The organism is Chitinophaga sp. CC14, assembly GCF_048957795.1.
Classification (GTDB): Bacteria; Bacteroidota; Bacteroidia; order Chitinophagales; family Chitinophagaceae; genus Chitinophaga; species Chitinophaga ginsengisegetis.
The window spans coordinates 1,015,460-1,028,598 of sequence record NZ_JARBFY010000003.1 but is presented as its reverse complement, the minus strand read 5'-3'; the positions used below and the strand labels follow the sequence as shown (position 1 = coordinate 1,028,598).

Here is a 13,139-nt window from a genome sequence, read left to right as displayed (position 1 = left end):
ATTAGTCAATAGTGATGGCGGCAGTAAATGCGCCTAATGCTTTATACTTCTGGTACCTGTTTTCGTATATGCCGGCACGTTGGGCATCCGGGTGATAGGTTACTTCAAATCCCTGACCCATTGCTTCCATTGCATCTTCCACCCTGTTAAACAATCCTGCGGCAGTGGCAGCAAACATGGCCGCACCGAGTGCACAGGTTTGTTCTGAGCGGTGAATACGGATGGGCATATTCATTACATCGGCCATCATTTGCATGATGAACGCAGATTTTTTGGCTACGCCGCCGATACCTATCAGTCCTTTTACGGGAACACCTTCCCTTTCAAATCTTTCCACGATGGCTTTGGCGCCAAAGCAGGTAGATTCCGCCACGGTGCGGAAAATGCGGGGCGCGTCTGTAGCGAGGTTCAGGCCGGTGAGGGTACCTTTGAGCGACTGGTCCGCGTCTGGTGTACGGCGGCCGTTGAGCCAGTCGATACCCAGTTCGCTGTGTTCTTCCGGTGGGATCTGCGCCGCCTGTTTGGCCAGTTCGGTGATCATCCTTCCGGAAGTTTCCTGCGCCAGCTTAGCGGCAGTTTCCGCATCAATCAGGGAAGACGATGGCAGGAGATGTTGTAACGGCCACGCCAGTACGTTGCTGAACCAGGCATATGCGTCGCCAAAGGCCGACTGTCCCGCTTCCATGCCCATCATACCGGGGATCACGGAGCCGGGTACCTGTCCGCAGATACCTTTTACCAGTTTATGTTTCATTTCCTCCATTGGCGCTACCAGCATATCGCAGGTAGAAGTGCCCATCACCTTGCTGAGGTGGTAGGGTTCTATTTGTCCGCCTACAGCACCCATGTGCGCATCAAACGCACCGATGCCAATCACTACACTGGTGGGAAGCCCCAATCGCTCTGCCCATTCGGGACAAAGATGACCTGCGGCTTCGCCGGATGTATATGTTTTTGTAAAGAGCTTTTGTGTGAATCCCTGCAGTAAAGGATCGATGGCGGAGAAGAAAGCATCCGGCGGAAGGCCGCCAAATTCTTCTGCAAACAGCGCTTTATGTCCTGCGCTGCAAACACCGCGTTTCAGCTGGCTGATATGTTTCCCGCCGGAAAGGAGGAACGGTATCCAGTCGCAATGCTCCACCCAGGAATGAGTGGCGTTTCTAACGGTTTCATCTACACGAAGAATATGCAGCAGCTTTGCCCAGAACCATTCCGACGAGTAAATGCCTCCCACAAAGCGGAGATAATTTTCTTCAAACGTAGCGGCGGTGGCGTTGATGGCAGCAGCTTCCTTCAGTGCGGTATGATCTTTCCATAACACAAACATGGCGTTCGGGTTATCGTGGAAGGCCGGTGTGAGCGCCAGCGGCGTACCCGTTTCATCAACAGCTACCGGTGTGGAACCAGTGGTATCTACCGAAATCGCTTTAATATTGGCAGCAGCTCCGGGACCTGCCTGTTGCAGGCATTGGCGGATGGTGGTTTCCAGCCCTTCTACGTAATCCAGCGGGTGCTGGCGGAACCGGCTCTGGGCTGCGTTGCAGTACAGGCCGTCTTTCCAGCGTGGGTAATAAAATACTGCCGAGGCGATTTCATTCCCGTTATGCACATCTACGATGATAGAACGTACCGAGTCGGTACCGTAGTCTACCCCTATTACCCAGGATGAATTCATATTGAATGTTATATTGACACTTATAAAAAAAGGCAAAAAATTACGAATGACGGCGGGTGGGTAAATATTGACTGGATTCCAGTTCAGTCAATCCACCACGCCGTTATTCGTTACTTTAACTCCAGCACTACTACTGAATAAGGAGGCAGTTTTACGCTGACCGTGTTATTTTTTAGCGTAGCGCCTTTAAAATCCACCGGTTTAATATTATCCGGCTTTGTAAAGCTGTTATAGTTCTGCAACTTGGCAGAGGCCAGCAGTTTACCGCTGATGGCTTTATATGCCTGGCTGCGGGTGTCCAGCGTTACTTCCTGTGTTTTATGGGCATCAATATTCACGAGGGAAATATGCGTGATGCCATTTTTATCTTTGGAAGCAGAAGCAGAAACTGCCGGCAGCTTTTCGTTTTCAAACGTATAGTCGTTGGAGTGAATATCTACCGGGATGAGTGTAGCATCCTGGTGTACGTTATACATCTCCATTACATAATAAGTAGGTGTGAGTACCATCTGATCTCCTTTGGTAAGAATAACAGATTGCAGAACATTAATGGCCTGTGCGAGGTTGGCCATACGCACGCGGTCGGAGTGATTATTAAAGATGTTCAGCGTAGCGCCGGCAATCATGGCATCGCGCATGGTGTTCTGCTGGAACAGGAAGCCGGGATTCGTTCCCCCCTCCACGTTATACCATCCGCCCCATTCGTCTACCAGGAGCGCTATCTTTTTCTTCGGATCATATTTATCCATGATCGCTGTATGCTTGCTGATTAAGGTGTCCATCAGCAGGGCAGATTTCATGGTAGCGAAATATTGTTTCTCCGTAAAATCAACCGCATCGCCTTTATGGTTCCAATCCACCGTAGAGTAATGGTGAAGGGCAACGCCATCGAGTAAATTTGCAGGGATGTTTTTCATGAGTACTTCCGTCCAGTTGTAATCTCCGTCGCTGGCGCCGGAAGCAATACGAAAGAGAGGCGCATTTTTCCAGTCGCTTTGCATGAAGGTGGCAAACTTGCGGTAAAGATCCGCATAGTATTCAGGACGCATATTACCGCCACAGCCCCAGGCTTCATTGCCTACACCCCAGTAGCGTACCTTCCACGGCTCTTTACGGCCGTTTTGCTGACGCAGGTCAGACATCGGGCTTTTACCGGCGAAGTTGGTATACTGCACCCAGTCGGCCAGCTCCTGCGCAGTACCGCTACCCACGTTACCGGACAGGTAAGGCTCTGCTCCCAGTTCCTCGCACATGTTGAGGAAGTCGTGCGTGCCAAAACTATTATCTTCCGTTACATTTCCCCACCAGGTATTTACAATGGTGGGTCTTTTATCTTTCGCCCCTATCCCGTCTTTCCAGTGGTAGGTATCTGCGAAGCAGCCACCCGGCCAGCGGAGATTGGGTATTTTCATTTTACGCAACGCCGCGATCACGTCTTTGCGTACCCCGTTGGTATTGGGGATATGGGAAGTATCACCCACATAAAAACCACCATAGATGCAATTTCCCAGGTGCTCCGCAAAATGACCATAGATATTGCGGTTGATAACTTGAGTTGGCGCATCCGGACGAAAGGTAACTGTATTTTGCGCTTGTGTTGTTTGCGTGGAAAGCAACAGGCCCAGGATACCCGTACGGATATAACGATATTGTTTTTTCATAACGAGGTTTTAAAAAATCCGGTATAACAGCACTGTTTTGCTGCGACAATTCAAAAGAACAAAATAATTGTCACATTTACAATTAAAACAGTAAAAAAAACATTTAAAGGCAACGAAAGACCTATCTATGGCTTATTTCACCCGGTAAATATTTTTTCAGGAAAGATGGAAATCATCAAGATAGTGCGGATTTACCGCCGGGTATTATAAATGGGATGGATGGTTTGGCCGAACGTTAGCGCCCGCCGGTCCAACCGGCGATATTGCCGTTATTAATTTACTGCGGCGGCTTTTCAATTCACACCGGAATTTCGATATTTGCGTAAAAATCTGCACAATCCATTCTTATGCCATTCACCAACCTGGAACTCTTGTCCCTTTGTTTGTTATTATTAGCGGGCTGTGTGCATTCCCCATCTCCCGGAAAAAAAACATTAACAGCAGATACTGTTGCGCTGCCGGCAGAACAACATATGATTATGCCGGCCGGTTCGCGGCCTGTGGACATTGAAGAAGACAGTATGTTTATACCCGCCGACGCCGAAATACGTATACTCACTGCCACGAAAACGGTAACCGGCACCAGGTACCCTGAGTATATACAACAGTGTAATACCTGGAAGCTCAGTAATCCTGATATTGAAAAGATTTTCCGTAACAGCCAGCCGGCAGAGAATGCTGTGATCCACTACCTGTACAGTACAATGGAATGTGAGGTAAGGGGACAGGTAATGATTAACGGCGATACCTACCAGTATATCATTAATGCCGGTTCCTGGTTTCGTTTGTATAACCGCCACCATAGCTATTCTTATAGCTGCTCCGCAGAAAACTGCCGGTATTTGTTCCTGGAACATGAGGAGGAACATGACGGGAAGTAAATTTAGCCGGAAGAATTACCTTTGCTTAATTTTTTTACTATGAGGCATTTTATACTGGCGAGTACGTCCACGTTGTTTGGAGAGGCCTACCTGGCGTATCTGCAACCCGCCATGAAGGCATTGTATGCAGGAGTGGAAGAAATTGTGTTTGTTCCGTTTGCCCGTCCGGGTGGTATTTCCCACGACGATTATACCAGCAGAGCGGCGGAAGCTTTTGGAGAGATTGGCATCCGCGTGCGCGGACTCCATACCTTTGATGATCCGGCAGCAGCCATTAAAAATGCCAAAGGATTTTTTACGGGAGGCGGCAACACCTTCCTGCTGGTAAAGCAATTACATGAACAGGGGCTGATGCCTGTACTCCGCGATGCAGTGAACAACGGCGCCCCCTATATGGGATGCAGCGCCGGCAGCAACATCGGGGGAGTAACCATGCAAAATACCAACGACATGCCCATTGTGTACCCACCCAGTTTTGAAACAATGGGACTGATCCCTTTCAATCTTAATCCACACTACCTGGACCCGCAGCCCGGCTCACAGCATATGGGCGAAACCCGTGAAACGCGTATCAGGGAATACCATACCCAAAATACCACGCCGGTACTTGGGCTGAGAGAAGGCAGCTGGATCTATGCACAGGGCGATACGTTAACCCTTAAAGGCACGCTGAGCGCCAGGATCTTTGAAGCTGGTAAAGACCCTTACGAACTACCCGCAGGCAGCTCCCTGATCCATCTGAAATAAAAATCGGGGCGACCCTTTAAAAGAACAATCATTCTTTTATCTTTGCGCCATGCGCGCAAAAGACGACAATAAAGAATGGACCATCCGGGAAAAGGCCATAGAAATGATTGTTCATGAAGGCTTTGATGGCCTGAGCATGCATAAACTGGCCAAGGCGGCCAACATTTCTGTGTCTACCATCTATATCTATTTCCGGAACCGTGAAGATCTGCTGAACCAGTTATATACGGCAGTAGTGGAAAATTTTGTGCAACATAGCCTGAAAGGGTTTGACCCCGACATGGACTTTGAAACAGGTTTATGGCTGCAATGGAAAAACAGGTATGAATATGTACTAAGCAATCCGCTGCATTACCATTTCTCAGAACAGTTCCGTAACTCCCCCCTGATCAAAAGGCAGGACGATGCACCGGAAATTGCTTTCAAAAAGGCAATGCAGCGGTTTGTGGCAAATGCAGCAGAGAAAGGCCAAATAGTGAACCTGCTACCGGAAGTATTCTGGGCCCTTGCCTATGGCCCGTTCTATACCCTTGTTAAATTCCACCTCGATAGCTCGGCGATGTCCGGCGTTCCTTTTTCACTGAGTGATGAACTGTTACAACTAACCTTTCAGCGCACCATGAGGGCACTGCGGGTGTAAGGAAATTACAAACTCAATCCGCCATCGCAACGTATTACCGTTCCCGTTATATTACCATTACGCATCAGGAAAAGAATAGTATCTGCTACTTCTTCAGGCTCTCCTACCCTGCCAACAGGCAATTGAGACGCATACTGCTGAAAAGTGGCTGCTTTGGCATCTGCCGGGAGGAAGTCCCACCATGCCGTATTTACCACACCCGGTGAAACAGCGTTTATGCGTAACGGTTGTATTTCTTTCGCAATGGAAGGAATCATCAGTTCCAGGGCGCCATTGATAGCTGCCAGTCCGGATACGCCCGGCGCCTTGCTGATAGCCGAAATAGCGGTGATCAATGTGATGCTGCCACCTTTATTCACGTAAGGCAACGCCGCCTGGAGCGTGTTCAGCTGCGGCCAGAACTTGCCTTCAAAGCCATCGCGCAGGTCCTGTAACGACAGGTCCGCAAAATTACCGGCGCCTTTGGCGCCGCTCAACGCAATCACCAGGTGGTCAAAATTGCCCTGCGAATGAAAAAATTCATCCAGTTCTTTCCGGTTGTTGCTGTCCAGCGCCGCTGTTTGAATACCGGGGTTTTCTTTTGCTGCTGCTGCGAGCTTTGCAGCAGCTCGGCCGGTAACGGTTACATTCGCTTTTTCTTTTACCAGTATTGCGGCGGTAGCCAATCCTATTCCGGAGGAGCCACCGGCAATAATTACTTTTTTACTTTCAAATGAGTCCGACATGTTATTGCTGTTTTATACCCACAAAGTTGGGGTATAATATGCCGTTCACTGTTACCGGAATGATGCATCGTATTAACCCGATCATGCATTTTTACGGAATGCCAGCGGCGTTTGCCCGGTCTGCTCCCGGAAGAAGCGGTTAAACCCTGCCGGGTCGCTGAAATTGAGCTGGTAAGAGATTTCTGCCACCGAAGTATCCGTATACCGTAACACCGCTTTCGCCTCCTGCACCAGCATTTCTGCAATAGCATCAGAAGCCGTGTGGCCCGTTACCTCTTTCACCATACGGTTAAGATGATTAGGCGTAACACCCAGCAATGCGGCATAATCTGCTACTCTTTTTTTAGAGAGAAAATGCTGGCTGACCAGCTTCTTAAACCGGGGCACCAGGTAAGTGCTTCGTGTATCCGTAGCCGTTAAATGTAGTTGCTGTGCCACATAACTTCTTTTTACTTCCAGCAGTAATAAATAGAGATACATCCTGATCGCTTTCTCACATCCCGGCCGGTGATGTTGCAGTTCTTCATTGATCTTACCACAAAAGTCCGCCACCGCTGTTATTTCCGCCTCCTGCAATTGTATAAAGGGCACGCCTGCATAATCGAAGAAGGGAAACTCTTCCGGAATTTTATCTACCGGGATAATTTCCTGCAGAAAATCTGCATTAAACAAAATATAATAGCCGAAAGTATCTGCGCTGATATTGCTTTTACTGAACACCTGTCCCGGAAAAGTAAAGCTCAATGTGCCGGGCCGGTGTTTAAACTGTTCCAGTCCCAGCTGCACATCCACGCTGCCCCTGAGCGTAATACTGATCCGGTAAAAGTCGGATTTCAAAGGTCCCACTGCCGGCCGCAATCCTTCACTGGAATAGATTTCCATGCCCGCAATCTTTTTCTCCGGTTCCAGGTTGTTATAACCAAAGCTGGAAGTATCTGTCTCCTCCCGGTGAAGGTGACGGAAATCGTTCAATACATACTGTGGTATTTCCGGTTTGTTGAGCTTGGTTTTCCTTGTCATTTGCCTATATTCGTTCTTTAAAAATAGATAAATATTACCAATGGAGTTAACCACCCTGTATCGCCCGGTAGGACCAGATGAACTGGTTTTGATTGAACAATCCGGCTGGAAACGTTTTCCGCCCAGAAGACCGGATCAGCCCATTTTTTACCCGGTGATGAATGAACCGTATGCCATCCAGATATCCGTGGAATGGAATGTGCCGGCGTATGGATCGGGCTTTGTCACTAAATTTTCCGTGAATAGCGATTTCCTGAAAAGGTATAATGTTGAAAATGTAGGCGGCGACATTCACAATGAACTGTGGGTACCGGCGGAGGAGCTGGAGGAGTTTAATAATAATATTGTGGGAGCGATTGAAGTGACGCAGCGGTATTATAAGGATGCGAAATGAAAGGCGCGGTTTTAAGTCTCTTGTCTGACTTCTTTCTTTATGTTAGCATAGCCGGAGGAATACTCTTTCTGTTCTTTTGCCACGCTTATACAAAAACCGACAGGATCTTTAAAAAAGCGCTTTCTTCCAGGAACTTTGAGTTGATTAAAATTGAGCATACGCATCTGACCTTTGCAGTTACACCGAAAAGAAAATGGTGGTCGAAATATATCAGGGGACAGTACGGAAGACCCTGGGAGGTTATTAAATACAGAATGATTACGTTTAACCATTCTGGGAAACAGCAAACAATGCTGGCCGCGGTTTACCTCGCGCCTTTTGTGAAACCGCAGTTGTTTTTTGAGAAGCACATTAGCAATATCAACGCTCCAGTTCTTTAATCGTTGCTTTAATAAATCCTGCCTTATCCTTTTTCACCTCTTTCAACAGCGCTTTTCTATCTTCCGGGATAGAAAAATATTTTTCTGCCCATAAATTTATTTCAATCATTACAGGAAGTAAATCGATCCCTTTTCGCGTTAACCTGTACAGCACTTTGGCTTTACTATCCGGGTGCGCTAATTTCTCAATAATCTTGTTTTCTTCCAGTGCCAGTAACCTGGCGGCTAAAATATTAGTAGCTATCCCTTCCCCGGACTTTAAAAAGTCTCCGTAAGTGCACTCTTTTGCAAACAATAAGTCCCTGACAATCAATAGTGACCACTTATCTCCCCATATATCCAGGGAACAACTAATCGGGCAATCCGACCTTTTTTTGACTTTAGACATAAAAATATTTTAAAAAACACTTGCATTTTGCAAGTAATTACTATCTTTACACTTGCAAAATGCAAGTAAAGTTACAAAACAACATAAAATGAAACAAACAATTTTAGTAACAGGGGCTTCTTCGGGTTTTGGCCTCCTCATTGCCAATAAACTTCACGAAAGCGGCCACCATGTAATCGGAACAAGCCGCAATCCGGATAAATATAAAGCCACACTGCCATTTAAGCTATTGCCATTGGATATTGCGGACGATCATTCCATCGCATCTTTTGCCAGGCAGCTGTTCAGTGAAATCAATCAGTTAGATGTATTAATAAATAATGCAGGATATTTGGTAACAGGGCTCGCCGAAGAAACTTCTGTAGAATTGGGAAAACAGCAACTGGAAACAAATTTTTGGGGAACTGTTAAGCTCACCAATGAATTGCTTCCTTATTTCAGAAAGCAAAAGCAGGGCAAAATAATTACCATTGGCTCTATTCTTGGCTTAATCGGGCTTCCTAATGTTGCTTACTACTCCGCTTCTAAGCATGCCCTGGAAGGATATTTCAAATCACTGCGATTTGAATTGAATCAATTTAATATCAAAGTAAGTATGGTCGAACCTATGGGGTTCAAAACCAACATTGGAGAAAATGCGATCACATCAAATGGGGGAATTAGCGATTATGATGTGTTCCGGCAGAAAATGGATGCGTACACAAAAAAAGAGTTTGATAAAGCAGCCGGGCCTGAGCCAGTTGTAAATACAGTGCTGAAAATTGTGAATGAAGAAGATCCTAAATTCAGCTCTCCTGTAGGTAAAGGTTCTTCTGTTATTCTTACGCTGCAACGTTTTGCCTACAGCGTTTTTGAAAATACCATTTTGAAAAGAGTGAATGGTGCACAATAAAATTTAAAAAACGATGAAAGCATTTATTATACATCGCTACGGCAAGAAAGAACAATTGCACCTGCATGAAATCGCGGAACCCGTTGTAAAGGAAAATGACGTACTGATTCAGGTATATTCCGCCAGTGTGAACCTATTGGATTCAAAAATCAAAAATGGTGAATTCAAACTTATTCTACCCTATAAAATGCCGCTTGTTTCAGGACATGATGTAGCGGGTGTGATCATCAAAACAGGCGCTAAAGTCAGCCGTTTTAAAGTGGGCGATGAAGTATATGCACGGCCGGCAGATCATCACATCGGTACGTTTGCGGAGCTGATTGCCATCAATGAAGCCGATGTGGCGCTTAAACCCCAAAAGCTCACCTGGGAAGAAGCGGCATCGATCCCCCTTGTGGCCTTAACGGCCTGGCAGGCGCTTGTTGAAAAAGCAAACCTGAAAAAAGGGCAGAAAGTTTTCATCCAGGCAGGCTCCGGTGGTGTGGGTACCATTGCCATTCAATTGGCGAAATACATTGGCGCCACTGTGGCTACCACAACAAGTACCGCAAACGTAGCATGGGTGAAAGCACTTGGTGCAGATGTAGTAATTGATTATAAAACGGAAGATTTTGAAACCATTCTCCGCGATTATGATGTGGTACTGAACAGCCAGGATACCCAAACACTCGAAAAATCCCTCCGGATACTCAAACCCGGCGGAAAGCTGATCTCGATATCCGGCCCTCCCGACCCTGCTTTTGCAAAAGAATTCCGGCTGGGCTGGCCGCTGAAGATAGTCATGGGGCTACTGAGCTTTGGCGTACGCAGGAAAGCAAAACGGCGGCACATAGGTTATTCTTTCCTTTTTATGCGGGCAGAAGGTAGCCAGCTAAGCAAGATAACAGCGCTTATTGACGCCGGGTTCATTAATCCTGTTGTCGATAAGATCTTTCCATTTGAGAAAACGAACGAAGCATTAACCTATGTCGAGAGCGGGCGCGCAAAAGGTAAGGTTGTCATCAAGGTTATCTGAAATTACTTTTAAGCCCTCAATAAATTTAGCGGCAACGCTGCCAGCCTCCCGGTAAATTTATCCAGTTCACCCCAACCATTGTTTTTGTAACCGGCTGCTGTTATATTTGAGCGAATGTTAACCTTTAAATCGTTAGTAATGTTCGAAACAACGGCACGTGAATTTCGTATAGGCGATGAAGATGGTTTTATTGGGATTGTCAATGCCACTGCTTATCATTCCTTTGTTGACAACGACTGGGAACTGGGTCAGTTATTCCGTCATTTTACGCAGGCGATTAACGATGAAACACTGATCGTTTGGGAAACTTCGCTGGATGGCGGAGACTGGACGGTTGAATTCCTGGAATCCGCCTCCGGCAAAGATGCATTCCGGCAATTTGAAAGTTCCATTGTAGTAACGGATGGTAAATTGTATCTCACCAATTATACAGACCTTACGATGGCTGCGCAATTTGAAGATTATGTAATCCCTGCTAAAATAAATGCGGATTTGTATATTACGCTGGCGCCGGGAAGGTATCACTGCACGGTACGGCAAATGTTTGTTCCCGGAGACGAAGGGGACCGTTTTGAGGTAATACTGCAACCCACAACACAAAAAGGGGATAATGTCAGTGATGTATATTGGAATACCAGCTTCTAACCCATGTAAATGATCAGATAATGATAACTACACAAATGCTGCATGATCTTGAGCAAGATTCAGTAGTGAAAAAAAATTACGCAGCAGCAGGCAGCTGGGGACAAAATAAAATTGTATTCCTGCCCGTAGTGGTGTTAATTTTCAGTGCGTTTGCACTCTATTTTTTTTACGACCTTTCTAAAACCGACAGCAGCTACTCCACCTATACACTGGTTTGTGGCGCCCTGATACTGCTTTCCATAATAGCCATTGCCCTTATCCAGAAAAGTGCAAAGCAGCAGGTGATAAATAATATTGCGTCGGTACCGGTTTGTGTAGCGAAGAAGATATATGGCAACGATACCAACGGCATTTACTATTGCATTTATACCACCGGCAGCAAGCGCCATGACCCTACATTTATTGATGCGATCGCCGACAGGATATTTAATATCGACCATGAACCTGAGGCGGCATCGTATAAGAAGGAAATAGATCGCCTGTTCAGCGTAAAGTTTGCAGATACCAATTCGGTGGCGGTACCGCTGCCAACCGGCTTTACAGCAGGCGAGCAGGTATATCAGAAGCAGTTTTCCACTGCCGCTTTAACTGCTGTAACAAAGGAGAATAACGGCAAATTTGCGGTACTGGCTTTTAACGGACTAAGTGTGCCGGTATTGAAGGAAGCGTTTTAACTAAAAAAGGCGTCTCAATATTCTTGAAACGCCCTTTTTGAATTATTTCATATCCCTATCTCGCTATATCAATCTTCACTTTCTTATTCTTGATCTTCTCATTCTTAATCATCTCCAGCGTATTCTGTACTTTCGATTTCACCACTGCTACAAAGGAGAAGAAATCTTTCACTTCAATTAAACCGATATCTTCTTTTTTAAGATGCGCCTGTTTTGACAGGAAGCCCACGATATCCACTTTATTCACTTTATCCTTTTTACCGGCGGCGATAAAAATAGTTGTCCATTTGGGTTTGTCCGGGATGGTGGAAGTAGCGGGCAGTTCGATGTCTTCTACCACTTCATCCGCGAGGTAAGGCATCCGTTTTTCATCGGGCGACAGGATAAGGATCGCTGTACCACTGGCTTCCATCCTGGCGGTACGGCCGTTACGGTGTGTCCAGCTGTCTTCCGTATGTGGCAGGTGGAAATGCACGATATAACGGATATTCGGAATATCAAGACCACGGGCGGCCAGATCGGTAGTGACCAATACGTTTACAGACCCGTTACGGAACTTGCAGAGGGCTGCATCGCGTTCCTGTTGCTCCATAGCGCCATGATAGAAAGTATTGATAATACTTTTTTCAGACAGCATTTTACTGGTGCGTTCCACTGCTTCGCGGTGATTGCAGAACACAATGGTAGAGCGGTTGCCCAGGTAGCAGATGAGGCGGAAAAGGGTTTCCACCTTATCATTTTCCGGCGACAACACTTCCTTGATCGTTAAACGGGCGGCGGGAGTGCCTTCTTCCGGGAGGAAGTCCAGCTTCTCCGGGTTTTCCAGCGCCAGGAAATCAGGGATGTCCACTGATTCTGTGGCGGAAGTCAGTATCCGTTTTTTGATATTGGGGAGTGATTCAATAATGAAAGACACTTCCTCCTGGAACCCGAGTTCCAGGGTTTTATCAAATTCGTCGAGTACCAGCGTTTCAATAGCTGCGGTGGTGATATTTTCCCTGCGGATGTGGTCTCCCAGGCGGCCGGGGGTACCTACAATCACTGCCGGTGGCTGTATCAGGTTGTTCTCTTCTGTTTCCCTCAGGTGTCCGCCATAGCAGGCGGTGATCTTATAGCCGGTGCCCATCAGTTTGAACACTTTCTCTATCTGTAAGGCCAGCTCACGGGAGGGCACCACGATCAGGGCCTGGGTATTTTTATTGGCTGGATCGAGGTTCTCCAGGATGGGCAGCAGGAATGCCAGCGTTTTACCGGAACCCGTAGCCGACAACAGGATAACATCATTGTGATGCTTGTTTGCGTCCACTGATGCCTGCTGCATTTCATTGAGTGAATCGATCTTTAGATTGGTAAGAATATTACCTAATGAGTATTTTTCTTTTTGCATTGCCGCAAAAGTACG

The 13,139-nt window shown here is 46.7% G+C and carries 14 protein-coding genes; 8 read left to right on the top strand and 6 right to left on the bottom strand.

Features of this window, described 5'->3' with window-relative positions; all coding sequences use genetic code 11:
- Position 1: 1 nt before the first annotated feature.
- Both PV783_RS14330 and PV783_RS14325 read right to left on the bottom strand, forming a co-directional pair.
- A complete protein-coding gene (locus PV783_RS14330; protein ID WP_079468211.1) occupies positions 2–1,675 on the bottom strand; it encodes a ribulokinase in 1,674 nt (557 codons plus the stop codon).
- Between the two features lie 110 nt (positions 1,676–1,785).
- Positions 1,786–3,336 carry an alpha-N-arabinofuranosidase gene (locus PV783_RS14325; RefSeq protein ID WP_420988501.1) on the bottom strand — a complete coding sequence of 517 codons (1,551 nt, stop codon included), beginning with the start codon at positions 3,334–3,336 and terminating at the stop codon, positions 1,786–1,788.
- Positions 3,337–3,683: 347 nt separating this feature from the next.
- Between PV783_RS14325 and PV783_RS14320 the strand changes: the two genes are divergently transcribed.
- From PV783_RS14320 to PV783_RS14310, 3 genes are read left to right on the top strand one after another with little or no spacing between them, the layout of a single operon-like run.
- Complete coding sequence (locus tag PV783_RS14320; RefSeq protein ID WP_420988500.1) at positions 3,684–4,217, top strand: hypothetical protein; 534 nt, start codon at positions 3,684–3,686, stop codon at positions 4,215–4,217.
- A gap of 39 nt (positions 4,218–4,256) precedes the next feature.
- A complete protein-coding gene (gene pepE / locus PV783_RS14315; protein ID WP_420988499.1) occupies positions 4,257–4,964 on the top strand; it encodes a dipeptidase PepE in 708 nt (235 codons plus the stop codon).
- 49 nt (positions 4,965–5,013) lie between these two features.
- Positions 5,014–5,604: a TetR/AcrR family transcriptional regulator gene (locus PV783_RS14310; RefSeq protein WP_420988498.1), complete on the top strand. Its 591-nt coding sequence runs from the start codon at positions 5,014–5,016 to the stop codon at positions 5,602–5,604.
- Positions 5,605–5,609: 5 nt separating this feature from the next.
- On the opposite strand, the gene PV783_RS14305 is transcribed toward PV783_RS14310, so the two are convergent.
- On the bottom strand, positions 5,610–6,329 hold the full coding sequence (locus PV783_RS14305) for an SDR family oxidoreductase (protein WP_079468216.1): 720 nt from the start codon (positions 6,327–6,329) through the stop codon (positions 5,610–5,612).
- Positions 6,330–6,410: 81 nt separating this feature from the next.
- The gene (locus PV783_RS14300; protein WP_420988497.1) at positions 6,411–7,349 is read right to left on the bottom strand and encodes a helix-turn-helix domain-containing protein; all 939 of its coding nucleotides are present in this window, start codon (positions 7,347–7,349) and stop codon (positions 6,411–6,413) included.
- A gap of 40 nt (positions 7,350–7,389) precedes the next feature.
- Here PV783_RS14300 and PV783_RS14295 point away from each other — a divergent pair, with 40 nt between their 5' ends.
- Positions 7,390–7,743 carry an ADP-ribosylation/crystallin J1 gene (locus PV783_RS14295; protein WP_420988496.1) on the top strand — a complete coding sequence of 118 codons (354 nt, stop codon included), beginning with the start codon at positions 7,390–7,392 and terminating at the stop codon, positions 7,741–7,743.
- A gap of 360 nt (positions 7,744–8,103) precedes the next feature.
- Here PV783_RS14295 and PV783_RS14290 read toward each other — a convergent pair whose 3' ends face one another.
- The gene (locus PV783_RS14290; RefSeq protein ID WP_420988495.1) at positions 8,104–8,511 is read right to left on the bottom strand and encodes a winged helix-turn-helix transcriptional regulator; all 408 of its coding nucleotides are present in this window, start codon (positions 8,509–8,511) and stop codon (positions 8,104–8,106) included.
- Between the two features lie 88 nt (positions 8,512–8,599).
- On the opposite strand from PV783_RS14290, the gene PV783_RS14285 reads away from it, so the two are divergent.
- From PV783_RS14285 to PV783_RS14270, 4 genes are all read left to right on the top strand, one after another.
- Complete coding sequence (locus tag PV783_RS14285) at positions 8,600–9,403, top strand: SDR family NAD(P)-dependent oxidoreductase (RefSeq protein ID WP_420988494.1); 804 nt, start codon at positions 8,600–8,602, stop codon at positions 9,401–9,403.
- Between the two features lie 13 nt (positions 9,404–9,416).
- Entirely contained in the window at positions 9,417–10,418 is a 1,002-nt protein-coding gene (locus tag PV783_RS14280) for an NADP-dependent oxidoreductase (RefSeq protein ID WP_420988493.1), read from the top strand.
- 138 nt (positions 10,419–10,556) lie between these two features.
- Entirely contained in the window at positions 10,557–11,063 is a 507-nt protein-coding gene (locus tag PV783_RS14275; RefSeq protein WP_420988492.1) for a hypothetical protein, read from the top strand.
- Positions 11,064–11,083: 20 nt separating this feature from the next.
- Positions 11,084–11,737 (top strand): hypothetical protein, encoded by a 654-nt coding sequence (locus tag PV783_RS14270; RefSeq protein WP_420988491.1) that lies wholly within the window; start codon positions 11,084–11,086, stop codon positions 11,735–11,737.
- 55 nt (positions 11,738–11,792) lie between these two features.
- Here PV783_RS14270 and PV783_RS14265 read toward each other — a convergent pair whose 3' ends face one another.
- Positions 11,793–13,124, bottom strand: coding sequence for a DEAD/DEAH box helicase (locus PV783_RS14265; protein ID WP_420988490.1), 1,332 nt, complete (start codon positions 13,122–13,124; stop codon positions 11,793–11,795).
- Positions 13,125–13,139 lie beyond the last annotated feature (15 nt).

Bases quoted from the DNA above. Each gene is read 5' to 3' on its own strand.
- PV783_RS14295 (WP_420988496.1), top strand. From the start codon at position 7,390: ATGGAGTTAACCACCCTGTATCGCCCGGTAGGACCAGATGAACTGGTT.
- PV783_RS14265 (WP_420988490.1), bottom strand. From the start codon at position 13,124: ATGCAAAAAGAAAAATACTCATTAGGTAATATTCTTACCAATCTAAAG.
- PV783_RS14285 (WP_420988494.1), top strand. From the start codon at position 8,600: ATGAAACAAACAATTTTAGTAACAGGGGCTTCTTCGGGTTTTGGCCTC.
- PV783_RS14270 (WP_420988491.1), top strand. From the start codon at position 11,084: ATGATAACTACACAAATGCTGCATGATCTTGAGCAAGATTCAGTAGTG.
- PV783_RS14290 (WP_420988495.1), bottom strand. From the start codon at position 8,511: ATGTCTAAAGTCAAAAAAAGGTCGGATTGCCCGATTAGTTGTTCCCTG.
- pepE (WP_420988499.1), top strand. From the start codon at position 4,257: ATGAGGCATTTTATACTGGCGAGTACGTCCACGTTGTTTGGAGAGGCC.
- PV783_RS14330 (WP_079468211.1), bottom strand. From the start codon at position 1,675: ATGAATTCATCCTGGGTAATAGGGGTAGACTACGGTACCGACTCGGTA.
- PV783_RS14325 (WP_420988501.1), bottom strand. From the start codon at position 3,336: ATGAAAAAACAATATCGTTATATCCGTACGGGTATCCTGGGCCTGTTG.
- PV783_RS14310 (WP_420988498.1), top strand. From the start codon at position 5,014: ATGCGCGCAAAAGACGACAATAAAGAATGGACCATCCGGGAAAAGGCC.
- PV783_RS14300 (WP_420988497.1), bottom strand. From the start codon at position 7,349: ATGACAAGGAAAACCAAGCTCAACAAACCGGAAATACCACAGTATGTA.
- PV783_RS14280 (WP_420988493.1), top strand. From the start codon at position 9,417: ATGAAAGCATTTATTATACATCGCTACGGCAAGAAAGAACAATTGCAC.
- PV783_RS14305 (WP_079468216.1), bottom strand. From the start codon at position 6,329: ATGTCGGACTCATTTGAAAGTAAAAAAGTAATTATTGCCGGTGGCTCC.
- PV783_RS14275 (WP_420988492.1), top strand. From the start codon at position 10,557: ATGTTCGAAACAACGGCACGTGAATTTCGTATAGGCGATGAAGATGGT.
- PV783_RS14320 (WP_420988500.1), top strand. From the start codon at position 3,684: ATGCCATTCACCAACCTGGAACTCTTGTCCCTTTGTTTGTTATTATTA.